8 protein-coding genes are annotated in these 15131 nt (G+C 50.8%); 1 reads left to right on the top strand and 7 read right to left on the bottom strand.

Annotated elements, in window-relative coordinates; translation table 11 throughout:
* Positions 1-61: 61 nt before the first annotated feature.
* The 7 genes from IFT98_RS03945 to IFT98_RS03975 all read right to left on the bottom strand — a co-directional run bounded on the left by IFT98_RS03945 (position 62) and on the right by IFT98_RS03975 (position 12592).
* Positions 62-1837 (bottom strand): LicD family protein, encoded by a 1776-nt coding sequence (locus IFT98_RS03945; protein ID WP_192047232.1) that lies wholly within the window; start codon positions 1835-1837, stop codon positions 62-64.
* An 86-nt stretch (positions 1838-1923) separates the two neighbouring features.
* Entirely contained in the window at positions 1924-2331 is a 408-nt protein-coding gene (locus IFT98_RS03950; protein ID WP_192047231.1) for a pantoate--beta-alanine ligase, read from the bottom strand.
* A complete protein-coding gene (locus IFT98_RS03955; protein ID WP_192047230.1) occupies positions 2328-5237 on the bottom strand; it encodes a hypothetical protein in 2910 nt (969 codons plus the stop codon). The genes IFT98_RS03950 and IFT98_RS03955 overlap by 4 nt, the downstream gene beginning before the upstream one ends.
* Before the next feature lie 150 nt (positions 5238-5387).
* Positions 5388-7766, bottom strand: a complete 2379-nt coding sequence (locus IFT98_RS03960; RefSeq protein ID WP_192047229.1) for a glycosyltransferase family 2 protein — start codon at positions 7764-7766, stop codon at positions 5388-5390.
* Positions 7763-10120 (bottom strand): glycosyltransferase family 2 protein, encoded by a 2358-nt coding sequence (locus IFT98_RS03965; RefSeq protein WP_192047553.1) that lies wholly within the window; start codon positions 10118-10120, stop codon positions 7763-7765. Before IFT98_RS03965 ends, IFT98_RS03960 begins: the two co-directional genes overlap by 4 nt.
* 151 nt (positions 10121-10271) lie before the next feature.
* Positions 10272-11756 carry a DUF4214 domain-containing protein gene (locus IFT98_RS03970; RefSeq protein ID WP_192047228.1) on the bottom strand — a complete coding sequence of 495 codons (1485 nt, stop codon included), beginning with the start codon at positions 11754-11756 and terminating at the stop codon, positions 10272-10274.
* A 17-nt stretch (positions 11757-11773) separates the two neighbouring features.
* Positions 11774-12592: a hypothetical protein gene (locus tag IFT98_RS03975; protein WP_163007613.1), complete on the bottom strand. Its 819-nt coding sequence runs from the start codon at positions 12590-12592 to the stop codon at positions 11774-11776.
* Positions 12593-13319: 727 nt separating this feature from the next.
* Here IFT98_RS03975 and IFT98_RS03980 point away from each other — a divergent pair.
* A complete protein-coding gene (locus tag IFT98_RS03980; RefSeq protein WP_192047227.1) occupies positions 13320-15083 on the top strand; it encodes a type I secretion system permease/ATPase in 1764 nt (587 codons plus the stop codon).
* The last annotated feature ends 48 nt before the right edge of the window (positions 15084-15131 follow it).

The raw sequence follows: 15131 nt of genomic DNA on the forward strand, positions 1-15131 counted from the left end.
CGTTCCTTGTTTGTCCGATGTTAGCAGATATAAAAAAATGTCAAATCTAGAGGACATAATTTCAGATTTCAAAAAATGGATCAGGAATCTGCCAGTTTGAACCGTATCTGAGCTCGAGAAAAGCTTCTGGATCTTTGGGTGCTGAAAGCTTTATACCTTTGATTGAAACTTCAGAGGTGTCGGCAGCGTGCCCGATCATGGATACCGGTACGGACCTGATATCCATTAGTTCCATGTACATATTGTAGCTTTGCTCGTCAGACTCATTGGGCCATATCGGAAAAATTTCTACCCAATATGGTATGGACGAGTCGCGAAGCGCTACAGAGAAAGTAAGGTATGGGTGTCCGTCCAGCGGCGCTACATCAAACCCCAGTTCGATAAAACGCTCGATTATACGGGTACGCTCGCTGAAAAGCGCTTGGATGGAATATTCCGCACTAAAATAACCAATGTCAACATCATCGTCATGGCTTATGAAGTTGTGATCCCTCACCGCGCCCAGCAGCGTTCCGTAGAGTACTACTGAGCCAAAACCAAACTGTTGCAGCGCAGCCATTGTGGCTTCGAGCGAAGATAGATACTCTGAAAGATCACGATTCCCAAGCTCGGTCGTGAAAGAATGTCGCCCAAAGCTTAGTCGCGACGATGGTTTCTCGTATCTCGTAGCAGAATTGACAATAGCTACCACGTTATTTTTGTATTCAGTTGTTTTGCCGTGAAGGTTGAGCCGGCACCAGTAGTATGCTTCGTTCAACGATTCGAGTGTTCGTCGGGTCATAAGTTTAGACTTGGCAATTAATCCGATGCACCGGGAGCTGTCATTGCCGAGTAGATAAGCAGCCCATGCCAGATCGCCGCATAAATCCACTATGAACGCATGATCATAGATAGTAACCCAGTGCCCATCCGCATTGCTATCTAGCGACACGGGGTTGAGGACGCTTAGCGAGAAACAACTGGCCGAGTGAGAGTCCTCACTGTCTGGGAATGCAATACTAAGTTTAAGCACATAGACACTATCTGAAAATCTAATCTCGAAGCTATTACAGGTGATTTTCTGAAGTATTCCTGAGTCATCGATATAATCTACCGATAGCACAGGTATTCGAGCAAGATCTGGCGCGCCGGTTACAGCAATACTGCAAACTTGAGGGATGTCTCTGAAGCAATAACTCTGGCCTGCCGGTGATAGTATCGCTGGGAAAAAGACTTCAGCTAGATCTAACAGACTTTCTGAAGTATGCTGGGGTATATTTTGAGTATCAAAAACTTCTATAAATCGAAGGTTGGTTCGACAGATGTTTAATATGCGAATTTGCTCAAAAGACTTTGGTAGTAATCTTTCGATCAATAGTAATTTGTCTAGGACTTTTTTGAATTTTTCTGCTAAAACGTGGGTGGCAGATCTGTCGTAAATTAAAGACCAGTTACCACTAACCTGGTATTCGATGAGTAGTTTGGCGGAATGCTGGACATAGCCGGGAAGGCAGCAGTAGCTAACATGAATAGTTTCAATGTACACAATATTAGGAAATATTATTGTCCACGACGGAAACTCTTCATTATTAGTCTCTGTTCGGTTATATCCGGTTATTGAACCATTTATAGCGTTAAAAGGGCCATGACTTGGTGGGGCGCCGCTGATCTCTTTTGCCGGAACTTTATGTACTGAGCTTTGCTCCAGAGCTAAACCGGCTAACTGGCTGAGTTCAATAATCGGTCCATCCAACTCATTCCGACCGTAAATAACAACCTGCTCCAACGCCAGTATTCCTACCGAGTTCAAACATAAACGAACTTTAAGTGCCCCCACGCCGTCGGCATATATATCCATTCTATGCCCTATTATACCTCCGATGTAATTCAGTCTCGGAAATATCGATAGATAACTGTCTGCTGTATCGTGCGCAGGGTAATTCATCAGGTCCTCTCTGTTACAGTTATTTTTATCTCGGTTGAAGATATGTTGGGTGTTCTCGGCAGGTATATCACATCGCAAAACTGAGATAGCTCGTCAAATTTGCCTTCCCAGTCGTCACCCATTATCAATACATCAGCCTTGTACTCTAATATATAAGAGCTTTTAAGTTCCAAGCTTTCTTCAAAGAATGTAAAATCCACATCTCTTAAAGCGCTAACTATGCTCAATCTATCGTTTTCATTGTAGATTGGGTATGTATTTTTTTTGGCGAAATTGAGATTGTCGGTGGATATTCCCACAATCAAAGTATTGCATAGTTTTTTTGCTCTTGTAATAATATTTAAGTGCCCGATATGAAACAAGTCAAATGTGCCAAAAGTTATTATCCTATCGAATTTCTTGTTCATTGTGGCGCCCCTTCCACTAAGATCTGCCACGATTCTTTTCCGATCTGGATGCAGTCAATACCCTTGCGTACTATAGTTGCCGTATAGTTGCCATGAGGTAACTGGTGATTTCTAAGAGAAAATCCTAGATCTGCTTGAACAATGGGCATGGTATCTTTCTTTAACTGGTTCGCGACATCTTGACGTTGCACGTTGCTCATCTGTATAAAATGTGACTGGCCAATGAGATCAGTAAGCCTTATAAAAAATTTGCCTTCCATTTTTTTGAATTCAGGATCGATCATCCACCCAGACAGGCTTATGATACCGTCTTCCGATTTCAGTAAAACTTGCCCTTTCTCGAGCACAACTCCATTAAAACTTTCTATGAAACAATGTGCGGGCTTGACTACAGAATTCAGAGGTATTGACAAGTGTTCAACGTTTTGAAGCGTCGCACCGCCGTTTTCCACTATTTTTATCTCGCAGGCGATCTCAACACATAGAGTACCAGCCTCTTTTACTCCCAATTTCTTCAAATCTTTAATATAAAAAGCGCTGCCACTCTCTTTACCTTTCCATCCTGAACTATCGTACTGAACCATTCCTACGTTGATCGCAAAATCAGATTGGAATTCATCTCCTTCAAGGCGAAAGAATGTTGGAAGCCCGTCGATAGGCGTATGCGTAAAAGTAATAAAATCGACTTTAAGGTCGAAAGCTTTTGAGAGCGGTGTCCACCTAAGCATTATGTTCTCTTGATGTTCGATCAGAAACTTAAGATAAGTTTTACCAGAAGCGTTAGAGAAGATATGTTGATGAATTTTAGTCGAAAATTGGGGTGCTGTCGGCGTAGTTGTGGAGACCGATTCATAAGCTAGTTCGCTAGCGAGTGCTAAATCATTATCAAACGTAGACAATGGAAGATTATTGATAGACGCTAAAGCGAGGTGCTTCGCGCGGTTCGGATCTTGTAAAACTAATGCGCCAGCTGGCCAATACAATTCACCCATTGGCGTGTCCATAAACTGCTGCATAGTCATATATTTTATAAAACCGCGCGCACTCTCATTACCCAGTATCGGCATCACGCCGCCCGAAGCCAAGTTGTCATCATGCTGCCACTTGATAAATAATTGCGCTTCTTGCTGGGTAGGTGCGAGCATTGCTCGCCTCAGTATTGGACGATATTTATCAGCGAGTATGTTCAGAGTGCTTGCCGAAGTATCAATACTGACATGTCTCCGATAGACATTATTGAACGCCAATATTCCGTCTTGAATGTCTTCGATATCGGCACGTTGGAAAGCTGGAATCAAATCCGGTTTCAATATTGCTTGCCCCGTGATGGTGTCATGACGCAATACTGAGCCATGAGGTGGGGCGCATGACTGCTCAAATATCTCTAATGTTCTAGACAATGTGCTAAAGTCTTGCGCGGGATAACCTCCATCTACATAGAAACCTTTTGCATACACTCCTTCAAAAATCAGCTCATTAACACTGGGCGTAGTCATCATGTAAAGACCAATCACCTGTGTCTTAATTTTCTCTTCATCTAGTATCTTTTGCAGCAATCGTTGAATGGTCGCATTCCATCCCACATCTACTAATGCAATTTTCTTGGGGTATGAGCCATTTACAAATATGAGAGATTTCAGATGAGTAATTATGCCGGCACGAACTTCTGATGCTCTTGACTGTATTGTGGACATCATTGCGTGGGAAGTAGTTAAAAAATTAATTAGTTCATTGAATATGTTAGCATCGGAGATGCATTTTTTACGCATGATTTTTAACTCAGGCGCGTCGCTTGGGAATAGTCCAATAAGCTCTAGATACGCGCTAACTGAGGACTTAAGATTTCCGAACTTTAATCCTTCGAGCATGCCACGGTCTGCATTTACAAGTCCCGCTTGAAAGAGTACGCGCCGTGATAAGTATGCTGGTCGGCTGGTCGCATTGGGATATGTGTCGAGCAGTTTGTCGATCATATAGCCTTCTCGCATTAATGGAAGGACCACATCAACGTTTTCTTCGATTGATACAGAATTTACCCAATGTATAAAAGGAGCGAAAACAGGTCCGAGGATCTGCGCGCCATAACGGAACAGGGAGGTGGTATCAATGATATCTGAGCCGCGATGTAACATTACTTTACAGCGCAGAGCACTAATTCCTAGATCGCCATTTTCAGGACAGAGACGTTCACGGAGATGGGCGGATGCTTGGACTTCGCTATCAAAAGTTTTCCAATAAGAGCTCGAGCCATGAGGTACAAAACATGTCCGTATACCTTTTCTGCTTGGCACCTCTACATCTGAAACATAGTTATCACCTGTATGTACCAAACTAGACGGTTTGCATTTTATTTTTTTTAATACGATATCAAACAATTTGTCGTATTTGCCGAACTTATATTCAGATGACGCAAAAAAGGTTATCTCGACGTTTGGGGTTGAGTCACCCCAGAAATATCTGAGGTGCTCCGCACGAAGGTAGATATCCGAAACTACTATAATCCTCTTGCCGCGTTTATGTGCAAGATTTATCGCATCAACCATGTCGGAAGAAGGAAATAGAAACCTTTTCTCAATTTCAACCTCTATGCTGATTATTTGCTCAATTGTAGCATCAAAGAAGTCAACTGGGAATTCGCTATAAATTGCATTGATGTCAATTTCTTTAGCAGTACTGGCATCCCGTGCTTTTTGTTCAGCTTTAATTCGCAGAGCTTGAAATCTTTCGGGTGTAATATCGAACTTCAATAATTTCCGTTTTGTTAGCTCTTTACCTAGTATCCAGAAAATATCTTTGGGAAAAGGTACGCGACGCGACATCAGCGTATCAAAAAAGTCAAAGCTGACAACCTCGGTTTCTTTGTCTTTGATTTTGCTCTTTAGGATGTCAAGGTATGAAGTATTCATTTTGGGTTCGCTGTTCACTGACAGATGTGGTGGGATAATATGATTTTTTTTATAGCGATCTTGAAAATTATAGAGTACGACTGTAAATGTTGTTTATTTGCATAATGTCTGGTTACTCTTGATAAGCTTGCATGCGATTTTGAAATACATTCAACTAACGCTTTTCACAACTGCTCGCCAATTTTGAAGGTGTCGAATTTCCAAGTTTAGTTGCCCAAGCTTGAGCCCCATATACGGACCGGTAAGGTAGTCCGTTGAAAGTGCTGGATGGTAATGGGGATCTACCGCGCCTTCACAGGTCCAGCGGGCTATAAAATTATCTTGTTCTCGCTTTGCTCGGGCCCGGCGATCAGTGGATATATCTTTACCCCGGCTTGCTGACTCTGCATGTATCAACGTTGCAAACGCATCCCAAATCAACTTGCGTCCAGATGCCTGTATGCGTAGGCACAAATCTACGTCATTGAAAGCGATAGGGAAGGTTTTCTCCTCCATCCCGCAGTGCTCCAGGTACAGGCTGGTTGCCATGAGCATGCATGCGCCGGTTACACTGCTGGTCCGGTGAGTCAATTGGTTGAGCCCGAGATAGCCCCCATCTCCGGCGCTAAGGCAATTTCCTGAATGCGCAGCTAAACCATTTATTCCTATAATCACGCCTCCATGTTGCACCATTCCATTTGCCCATAGCAGTTTAGCCCCGGCCACATCTACGTCTGGGCGCATGACTTGGCTTACCAGTTCTTTTAGCCAGTCACCGCCAAGAATCTCAATATCATTGTTCAAAAGGCAGACAAATTCACCTGTTGCGATCTCGGCTGCGCGGTTGTTTACTGCAGGGTAGTTAAACGGAAACGGATGCGGAAGTATCACAACGCCTCGCGTCTTCAATTCCGCCAAATACGTCAAGGTTTCAGGTTCACTCGACTCGTTATCTATAATGATCACTTCTAGATTTGGATAATCGGTCTGCTTGAGTACCCCTTCGACGCAGGTTCGTAGCAACTTAACTTGATCCCGAGTGGGTATCATGATTGATACCTTGGGCAGTTGTTCCGGCAACGGCCAGCGCGCTCTCAGCATTCCCGGAAAGTCCGGAATTCTTTCGACAGTCGCGCCTTTTTTTAAGGAATTCACAAGCCACCCCATCGCAGCCTCTCGCAACTCGCAATGTGGAGCGTCCGCCGGTGTTCTTGGCCGAATAGCGTGCCGGTGGTATATCACCTTGGGGAGATGCACCACTTTTAGCGCTTCGCGCTCCGTGATCAACGCAACGCTGGCTAGCAACCTCTGCCAGCTCACCAGTTCGAGGGCCGAACCGCCGATGGCTATGTCTATAGCTCGTTCAACAAGCTCAGTGCTAAAGATCGCGCCATCGGAAAACAGGTCCGCTCCTATAAACAGGTCCAAGTCCCATACCGGTTTTAGCCAAGGAGCAGAACGCTCCCCAGCCGGGCCGTCGCAGTCGCAGTCGGCATATGCCCATGCAGCCCCAGCGTCCAATAATGGCTCGAGGACATCCAGCGCGTGCGATGCTAGCCGGTCACCCGCGCTGACTGGAATAATGGTTTCGCAGCCTTGATCTATCAGGCGCTTGAGTCCAGGTAGTAAATTTGTTACGGCAGCCACTTCGATGGCTTTGGCTGGGTGACGCTGTTGATTAACGCTTAATCGCGAGCGGTCTTCTAGTTGGGCATCCCCGTCGGTGATGATTAGTACGCCGCAGTTCTGCTTCGATGCGGCGCTTAATGGTTCTGGCTTCTGAAAAACTTCAAACCATTGCGGGTAGTGATTGAAACCAGCGCTCTTTGGCAGAATAAGCTCTTGGTGGCGAGCTACTTCCGTCAGCAACGTAAGTTTGGCCTCATCACTGAAAGCTGCCTGATTGCTTCGCAGCATAGCCTCTAAACCTTCTGGCCAGCAGCAAAATTTCACAGGGCTTCCAGAAAGAGGTTCACCTAAGTCGGTTTGTACGTGAAGGGTGTGTACTTTGCCATCGGCAAGGTACCAAGGTAGGTCTAGCTCGAAACCATGCTCACGGCTGGCTTTGTAAGCCAAGGCGTGGTGCAGCCGATCGGCCAGCGCTGTCGCAACTACGTCGGTGCCTTCACGGATCGTGATGGTGACTGCTCGGTTCGGTTCGTGCGCGTCGAATGCCCAGCCGCTAACCCTCAAACCGCCTGTATGCCAGACCTGAGAAGCAGCGGGAGCGGGCTCGGCAGGCAGAGGCGCGGGAAGCTGCACAGTGCCTGCCAGCCACTCTTCCTGATTGGCAACGCGCGCAGAAATCATTTTGCTACGGGTCAGCCAGCTCTCACGTAGTTGTACAGCAAAGCCATTGAATTGATCGCCGCCTGATGCATCCGGGTGAAATTCATTGGCCCGCACGAAGGCCACACTGCTGCCGTCGATATAGATTTCGATCACCAGGCGCAGATCTGGTTTGGCGGGATCCAGCGCCCATCCTTGCAATACATCACCGTAAAGACCGGTGATTCGCCCGTGAATAGTGGTTGTATTCTGATCGTTCATAGTTCTGTCAGGCTCGAAGCCTCTGTCCTTGATCTATCCAACTGCGCGGGCGCGCAGGAGGTGGATTCGCTGATGGCATTTGCTCGCATTGAGTGAAGCGGTATGTCATGCAAGGCAGCCATCCGTATGCAGTACGCATCGGGGAGTAGGCCAGTATCCAGAGTGGCAAGCACTTTACATCCGCTCAACGTCACCCACGTTGCCCGCTCGAACCCAGGGGAAGGAGTCAAGCCTTGCACCGCTCCTGTGGCAAGTAGGGTTTTCAATGCTGGAGTATCGCCTTCTACACAGAAAATAGTGGACGAAGCGGCCCTGCGGAACTGTCTAGCCACTTGAATCCATCTCTCAAGCGTTGCTGGTTGTGACAGATCGTCTGCGATGAGCATCCGCTGTGCTGGCTTCTCGACTATGGAGGGTCTATGCGTGGGATTGCTGTTCGCCGCTCCAACGGACGCAGTGAGGCCAACCGCGTCGAACGTATGCTCCAGATCGGCGGGCAACACCGGGCCCCCTGCGTAAATGTAATTTGCTACCCCGTTTTTGATCAGGGAGGTTAGATGGCCAAACAGTACCTTGCCGTCTTTAGGCAGGCTGTAATCGATGACCAACGCCAAGGGCTTCATCGGAGCTGAGAGTGTCGCAACAATGCCGGTGTCCCCCTGTCTGTAGACGAGACTCAACGCAAAGTTTTGTGGCGAGTCCGGCTGCACATGAAGCGCGACTGCTGAACCGCAGATGATTGCTTCGCTTTTCAGCCAGTTGCACAGGCTGCCAAAGCGCGCACTTTGCAGAGCGTTTCGAGCCGGCCGCAATGGATCCCGTTTGCAGAACACGTCATAGTCCGCCTCGGCAGTGGGGAACCGTTTGCGCAATATGGCGTTGTTGTAGGCAACCCTTAGTTGTTTTTCTTCCTTGAAAGATACTCCGCCTTTATGGGCCACGAAGACGTTGGGCGCACCAAGATGGCGGAACCCATGCTGACGCGCTCGCAGACACCAGTCCGTTTCTTCGCCATAACCCCGGCTGAGGTGCACTTCGTCCAGGTAGCCCACCGCATCCAATGCGCTGCGTTTTATGTAGAGGCAGAAGCCGCATCCTGTCTCCAGCTCTACCGCTGGACTGTTGGCCGTGCGTGCCAGTTCATCAAGTTCGGCGTGTTCGGAGGGTGTCGGCATTGGCGCGCTGACCCGGCTGACTGGAAAGCTCATCAGTTCGCCGTTGTTGGTGAACGGCGTCACCGAAGCGATATCGGCTGCTGTATAGGCCTTGTCACGCAGGCGGTCCAGCCAGTTACCGTGTACGCGCGTGTCGGCATTTAGCCAGACCACATCTTGCAGGCCACTGAGTGCCATTCCGCGGTTCATGTTTCGGATGAAACCGAGATTCACCGGGTTCTGGATCAGCTTGATCTTGCCTTTACTTGCGAGAATCTTGAGCGCTTTATTCAATGCCGGAGCTGGGGTCGCGTCATCCAGTACCACGATTCTGTGGGGAGTGCGGTTCAATTTGCGAGCTGCAATCGCACTGTTGATGCACGCCAGGGTTTCCTCGAGGCCGTCATACACGGGAATCAATACATCGACTGGCTGCGTTGCGCCCGCTCCCTCAAGTGCCGGTGGGGGAACGAAGGCAGGCAGCGCCGAAACAGGGCTGCCCAGCAAGGCTGCCCCTGTCCCGAACCGTACCTGCACAGCTGGCGTAGGGTTGGGGACCTTGATTCGAATGCCGCCGTGAGTGGAAGGAAGGCCGACAGCTGTGAGCAACGGGTGGGCCAGATTCGCCGTAACGCTCATCGCCTGGCCATTGGCTTCAAGGTGCAGGGTAGGGGCCGTTTGCGGATCTCTCAGGTCGACTGCCCAGCCCTGGATTTCCCTGTCATCAGGATTGAAGCGAACTACCCCGACAGTGCACGCAGTATCGGGCTGGGCGAGCAGCAACTTGAGGACGAACGAGAGCTCGGCTGCTTCAGTGATATCAGGAAGGTGAGCAAGGATAGACGCGCGCAGATCCTGAGGTGATTCTGATTGGCTGCGAGCTTGCCACAGGGTCATCCGCAACGAGGCATCGTTGGGGTTTTTCTGCCAAGCCGCACTCAGGTATTTCTTCGCGGTTTCAGGTTGGTTCTGGAGCAGAATGCATCGGCCGACCAACGCATGTACGTCTGGTCGATGGGGCAGGAGATGAGCTGCGTTACTCAGAAAAATAAATGCCAGCTGAGGATCATGCGACAACGCATCGATACCTTTCCAGATCAGAGCCTCCGGTCGGTATTCGGACGTTTGCATGGCGCGTTCCAGCGCTGCAGCGGCGAGGTCATGCTCATTGGCTTGACGGTGGCGGTGAAAAATGTCCATGAGCGTTTCTCGCTCACGATCAAGGTTTCTGGACATGGGCTGTTCGATTCGCCATTCAAAATAAAAAGAAGGGCGACCCTAAAGTCGCCCCTTTTTTTCAGCATACGTCCAGCTTTTCAGCCGAGCGTATTTTCCAACTCAGCAGGGCTAGTTACACCGCGCCGTGCAGTACAACAACGTTGTCAATATTGGCGATGGCTTCTTGCGAACCAACGATGCCGATAGCAACGTCAGCCTGAGTGCCACCGTTATCCAACACTGCCAGCCAAGCTGCTTTACCAGCTTCGTCTGCCGGACGCTCGAGAGCGTTCTGGTACAGGCTATCGATGAAGTCAGCATTGATTTTCGCAGCACCTTCAGCCGAGCCAACGATGTTGGCAGCGACTTCGCCACGGCTGGTGCCGTTGAACAGCTGGGATACCCAAGCCTGCAGACCAGCTTCGTCAGCATCGCGACCCAGGATGTCCGAGTACAGCTCGCTTACGAAGGTTTTGTTGCTCTGGTCAAAAGCTTGTGCTTCGGCCGAACCAGCGATGCCAGCAGCGACATCGGCCAGCGAACCACCGTTGGACAGAACTGCAACCCAGCTATCCGAGCCAGCTTCATCAGCAGGACGGTTCAGCAACGTGGTGTACAGGGTGTTGATGTAGTCTTCGGTACGTGCACCACCAAACTCAGCCGAGTTGATGAAGTCGTTGGCGATGTCGGTCAGCGAGTTTCCAGCAGCTACCAAGCCAGTGAAAGCCTTGGCACCTTCCAGATCTGCGTCGCGACCCAGAACGCCTTGGTACAGACGCAGGGCAGCAGCTTCAGCTTCGTTTTGAGCCAGAGCAACGGTTTGAACGCCGTCGTCGCCTACGAAGGTCAGGAACTCGGCGCCAGTGATGGCAGCGGTTTGGCCAACGCCTGCACCCGAAGAGGTCAGGTTAACGTTGAAGTTGTTGCCAGCGGCGAAGTTGTAGTCGTCGCGAGCGCCGTCCAATTGGACCACGTCGTAGCCAGCACCGGCGTTGACCACGTCAGAGTGTTCGATGCCGCTCAGAACGATGGTGTCGTTGCCCGAACCAGTGGTGATGTTGTTGTTGCCAACACCAGCGATAACGGTGTTGTTACCGTTGCCAGTAACCACGGTATCGTTGCCAGCACCAACGTCGATGTAGCTGTTCTGGTCGCCGTTAACGGTGATGATGTCATCGCCGTTACCGGTTTTGACCAGGAACTGGACTTCAGCAGTTGCGTCAGCCTGGACCGAGATGTCAGCTACACGAGCGAAGGTGGAGAAGGTTTGAGCTTCAGCAGCCGGTGCTGGAGCAGCAGCAACTGGATTGAAGGTAGCAGTCAGGTTAGCCTGGCTGTCGAGCACGAATGCTTTGGCAGAAGCCAGCGAAGCAGGAACGTCCAGAATCACGGTGTCGCCGATCTGGCCAGGAACAACGCCAGTAACAACTTCAGCAGAGGCGGTTTGGCCAGTTGGGGTCAGTGGCGCGGAAACGCCGTCCCAGCTAGCCAGGTTGACGGTTGCTGCAGTGTCCAAGCTCAGCAGGGTGCTGATCGCGGCCGCAGTAGCGCTGGAAAAGTTGTTGTTGTCCAGAGAAGCCTGGAACGATTCGGACGAAATAGGGCTGTCGTATTGCATGTGTAATTCCTGTTACTTCAGGCCATCTGGCCCGTGCTGCTGATTTTCTGCTTCAATGCAGAGTTTTCCCACGGAGACTTATTGCGGGGAGCGTTCATCTTCGTGACGGGATCTATGGAGAGATGCAGCGCCACCAGAGGCTCAGTGCCTGTGGGGCCATACATCATCTGGTTGGCCACGACGAGTTGCGGCGAGGAGCCGGAGAACACGATGTGGCCAGACAATTCGTAGAGGCAGCGGTTGGGACCGACCAGGCTGAAGCCTGCCGAAATCAGCGGAGAGGCTTTGCCGCGTGTCCCGGTGAAGGTGCCAGCAGCCACGTTGGGGCTTGGGCCCGAACCAGCGACTGTTGAGGTGTAGACGAGATCCACGCCTTCTGGCTTGTTTTCCCAGATGACGCAAAAACCTTCCAGGCGTTTCGTGCCGTCATGCTCACCCACCCACCCTTTGGTGGATTCGACGTCGCCTGCGCCCTGGAGGTGCGCGATGAGCTTGAGGGTGGCGGGGGAGGCCGTTGCCGCGAGTGCCGGGCTGGGCTCTGGGGTCGCAACCACAGAGAAATTGCGCATGATGGCAGGAGAGGTGTCTATACGGTCGATGCGCAGATCTATTGGATCAATTTCAGCATCGAACATGTGATATTCGGTGATCAGAACAGTGGCTACACCACTTTTAACACGGGCAACTATGGTGTCGCCCAAGTGTGTAAGCATATTCTTGCTTACACCTTCAGCCGGGAAGAAGTCGATGGACCCTTTACCCAAAGGTGCCTGTTGTAGTGCGATGCAAACGGGCTTGTCTGCGGGGGGCTGCGAAGCATAGCGAAAGATGTACATTCCAGGCTCTAGCAGGGTGACCCGCGAGCTGATCTTCAATCCATCTAGTGCATGCGAAGGCAGTGACATGAAATTCCGATTTCCTGTTGGCTTGAACACACTGTGCCATTGAGAAATGACAATCCCGAAACAATAACGTGGCCAGTGGCGGCTTCCCTTCGAGCGAGAATGATTGAGCCAGAGAGGGTAGGTTGTCAATCGTCGAGTGAAAAAAATCTTACATTCCCGATCAAACCGGCCTTATAGGGGTTGGCCGGGGGCAGTAGCTTGGCGTAAGTGGTTTACGAATAGCCACATGGCCACAAGCTAGGCATCCGATCAATATCTAAAAAATCTATGTGCATCAGTGGCTTGCGATAACTAAGCATTTGTAATATTTAATTACGACAAATTTCAGTCACGGCTTTAGTGGCACTAAGCTATTACCTGCAGCGTGATCGGAATCTTCCACTTGACAGGTAAAAATCTGTCGGATGGGTGTCATCCGCTTAGATCTGGATTCGGTTTCGGTGCGCGAGGCGATCGGTGGGAAGCCTAATGTTTCATACGCAAACTGAATAAAAAATTAAGAAAAAAACCGTAGTGCTGCATCCTCCGGTTCCATATGCTGCCCATGTTTTGACCCGCACTACTAGCAGCTTAATGAGAGTCGCGGCAGAACCTCCTATCAAACGGACGCGAGTGGTACACTGCGTGCCGTTTTAGCCATTTCTTCAGTACGGATACTATGAGTCGGTCACACGAGAATAATCTGCAAGCGGCTTTAAAGGCCTGTAAAACCAGCTTCCTCTCGGTAGGGTTCTTCAGTTTCTTCGTCAATGCGTTGATGCTGGTTCCAACCTTCTACATGATCCAAGTGTCCGGCAGGGTGGTTCCTGCCAGCAGCAATTCAACGTTGTTGATGCTCACGCTGATCCTCACCATTCTCATGATCACCATGGGTTCGCTCGAGTGGGTACGCTCGAGAATCATGGTGCGCATCAGCAACCGGCTCGACGTGCTTCTGAGTCGGGATGTGTACCGGGCCAGTTTCAAGCGCGCACTGAATAGCGGGGGGATGGATGCCACTGCCCAGTCGTTGAATGACCTGACCTCGCTGCGGCAGTTTCTGACCGGGCCCGGTTTGTTTGCCTTCTTCGATGCTCCCTGGTTTCCGATCTACACCGCCGTGATGTTCCTTTTCCATCCGTGGTTCGGCTGGATGACCGTGGCGTCAGGTCTGGTCCTGGTCGTGCTAGCTTTCGTCAATCACCGCTATACGGCGAACACCCTTGCCGCCGCCAACAAGGAGAGCGTCAGCTCCAACGTCACTACTAACAAGACGTTGCGCAATGCGGAAGTCATCGAGTCCATGGGGATGCTTGAAACCCTCATGAACAGATGGGCGGTTCGTCAGCGCAAGGTGCTGATGCTGCAATCCGAAGCGAGTGACAAGGGCGGGGCCATTACCTCGATTTCCAAGACGTTCCGCAATTGGGCGCAATCGATCATGTTGGGCATCGGTGCCTATCTGGTGATCACCCATCAGGTGACACCGGGCCTGATGATGGCCGGCTCCCTGCTGCTGGGCCGTGCGCTGTCTCCCATCGACCAGATGATCGGCAGTTGGAAAGGGTTCATTGCTGCGAAGGTCCAGTACGGCCGTCTCAGCGACGTACTGAACAAGCTCAATGCAGAGCCCGAGCGCATGCCGCTTCCAGCGCCGCAAGGGCACATTCAGGTCGAGAATCTGGTTGTAGCGCCCCCGGGAGCCAAGGCTCCGGTGATCCGCAATATCAGCTTCGTTGCACCTGCCGGATCGATCGTCGGCATCGTCGGACCGAGTGCGGCGGGCAAGTCGACATTAGTGCGCGCCTTGATGGGCATCTGGCCCACGCAGCACGGTGTCGTTCGACTCGATGGTGCTGATATCAGCAGCTGGGACAAGCACGAGCTTGGGCCCTATGTGGGTTATCTGCCTCAGGACATCGAGCTTTTCGAGGGCACCATCAGCGACAACATCTCCCGTTTTGAAAAGATTATCCCCGAAAAGGTGGTACAGGCCGCGCAGACCGCTGGCGTCCACGAGATGGTGCTGATGCTCCCCGATGGGTATGACACCGTGATCGGTAGCGATGGCATCAACCTTTCGGGCGGTCAACGTCAGCGAATCGGTCTGGCCCGTGCCATCTACGGCAATCCGCGCCTTATCGTGCTCGATGAGCCTAACTCCAACCTCGACGAGGTGGGTGAGCGCGCACTCAGCGTTGCATTGCAGAAGATCAAGGAGACAGGGGCTACGGTCTTCATCGTCTCCCATCGGCCCAATATCCTTTCGCGGCTCGACCGCATATTGGTGATGTCCAACGGGACGATCTCGCTCTATGGCGAGCGTGACAAGGTCATTGCCGAGCTCGCAGCTCAGCAAGCAAAAGGTCAGGCCCGTGTTGCCCAGCCCGGCCCAGGCCCAGGCGTGCAGGCGCCCGCTGCTTCCGCACCTAACGGCGCTTGAAAGGAATTCATCAGTGACCAGCAAGGCTATTACGACGTTCGATCACAA

Origin of the sequence: Pseudomonas sp. CFBP 8770 (genome assembly GCF_014841705.1) — a bacterium.
Taxonomy (GTDB): domain Bacteria; phylum Pseudomonadota; class Gammaproteobacteria; order Pseudomonadales; family Pseudomonadaceae; genus Aquipseudomonas.

Coding starts and splice junctions, on each gene's coding strand:
- IFT98_RS03960 (WP_192047229.1), bottom strand. CDS start 7,766: ATGAACGATCAGAATACAACCACTATTCACGGGCGAATCACCGGTCTT.
- IFT98_RS03945 (WP_192047232.1), bottom strand. CDS start 1,837: ATGGATATATATGCCGACGGCGTGGGGGCACTTAAAGTTCGTTTATGT.
- IFT98_RS03950 (WP_192047231.1), bottom strand. CDS start 2,331: ATGAACAAGAAATTCGATAGGATAATAACTTTTGGCACATTTGACTTG.
- IFT98_RS03965 (WP_192047553.1), bottom strand. CDS start 10,120: ATGGACATTTTTCACCGCCACCGTCAAGCCAATGAGCATGACCTCGCC.
- IFT98_RS03975 (WP_163007613.1), bottom strand. CDS start 12,592: ATGTACATCTTTCGCTATGCTTCGCAGCCCCCCGCAGACAAGCCCGTT.
- IFT98_RS03955 (WP_192047230.1), bottom strand. CDS start 5,237: ATGAATACTTCATACCTTGACATCCTAAAGAGCAAAATCAAAGACAAA.
- IFT98_RS03970 (WP_192047228.1), bottom strand. CDS start 11,756: ATGCAATACGACAGCCCTATTTCGTCCGAATCGTTCCAGGCTTCTCTG.
- IFT98_RS03980 (WP_192047227.1), top strand. CDS start 13,320: ATGAGTCGGTCACACGAGAATAATCTGCAAGCGGCTTTAAAGGCCTGT.